This is a genomic window from Curtobacterium sp. B8 (genome assembly GCF_000333315.1).
GTDB lineage: Bacteria > Actinomycetota > Actinomycetes > Actinomycetales > Microbacteriaceae > Curtobacterium > Curtobacterium luteum.
In genome coordinates, this window is sequence record NZ_BACW01000557.1 from 1 (window position 1) to 1,343 (window position 1,343).

2 pseudogenes are annotated in these 1,343 nt (G+C 72.4%); both read left to right on the top strand.

The features are described 5' to 3' along the window. Nucleotides 1-43: 43 nt before the first annotated feature. Nucleotides 44-1,101, top strand: a pseudogene (tdh, locus tag I59_RS14985) (L-threonine 3-dehydrogenase). After that, a pseudogene (locus tag I59_RS14990) lies at nt 1,101-1,343 on the top strand (glycine C-acetyltransferase); the annotation flags it as partial. The pseudogenes tdh and I59_RS14990, both read left to right, overlap by 1 nt.

Below are 1,343 nucleotides of genomic sequence, written 5' to 3' on the forward strand. Positions count from 1 at the left end.
GATGGACACATCACACGCACGACGAAGTGACGAGGTGACGCCGATGCGGGCGCTCTACAGCCGGACGCCGGTCCGGGACTGACCATGACCGACCGGCCCGTGCCGGACCCCGCGGAGGACGAGGTCCTCATCCGCGTCCTCCGGACCGGGATCTGCGGGACCGACCTGCACATCCAGCGGTGGGACGACTGGGCGGCGTCGGCGGTGACGACGCCGCTCGTCCCCGGCCACGAGTTCTTCGGCGAGGTGGTCGAGGTGGGCGCCGCCGTCCGCGACGTCGCCGTGGGCGACCGGGTCTCGGGCGAGGGCCACATCGTGTGCGGGACCTGCCGGAACTGCCGCGCGGGTCGGCGGCAGATGTGCATCCGGACGAAGGGCCTCGGCGTCCAGCGCGACGGCGCGTTCGCGGAGTACCTGACCCTGCCGGGCACGAACGTGTGGGTGCACCACGGCCCGGTGGAACCCGAGGTCGGCGCCCTGTTCGACCCGCTCGGCAACGCGGTGCACACGGCGCTCGCGTTCCCGCTCGTCGGCGAGGACGTCGTGGTCGCCGGGTGCGGTCCGATCGGGCTCATGGCGATCGCGGTCGCACGCCACGCGGGCGCCCGGTTCGTGGTCGGCACCGACGTGAGCCCGAACCGGCTCCGGATGGCCGAGGCGATGGGTGCGGACCTCGGTGTGGACGTGCGCGGTGACGGTGGTGGCGCCGCGGCGATCCGCGCGGCACAGGAGCGGCTCGGCATGCGCGAGGGGTTCGACGTCGGGTTCGAGATGTCCGGCGCGCCGACCGCGCTGCCGGCGGTGGTCGAGAACATGAACCACGGCGGCCGGATCGCGATGCTCGGGCTGCCGAGCGGCCCGATCGCCGTCGACTGGGGCAAGGTCGTCACGCACATGCTCACGGTGAAGGGCATCTACGGCCGCGAGATGTTCGAGACGTGGCAGGCGATGAGCTCGATGTTGCAGACGAGTGCGGTGCTGCGGGACCGCATCGGCTCGATCGTGTCGGCGCGGTACGCCGCGCGTGACTGGGAGGAGGCGTTCGCCGCGGCGGCGAGCGCGGACGGCGGCAAGGTCGTCATCGACTGGACGGAGCACTGATGTACGGCGCGATCAAGGACCACCTGGCGGGGGAGCTCGCGGGCATCGAGGCGGCGGGGCTGACGAAGCGGGAACGGGGGATCGCCGGACCCCAGCGGGCGGCGATCGAGGCGGACGGCGCCGACCTGCTCAACTTCTGCGCGAACAACTACCTCGGGCTCGCGGACTCGCCGGACCTCGTCGACGCAGCGAAGGACGCCCTCGAACGCTGGGGCTACGGGGTGGCGAGCGTGCGGTTCATC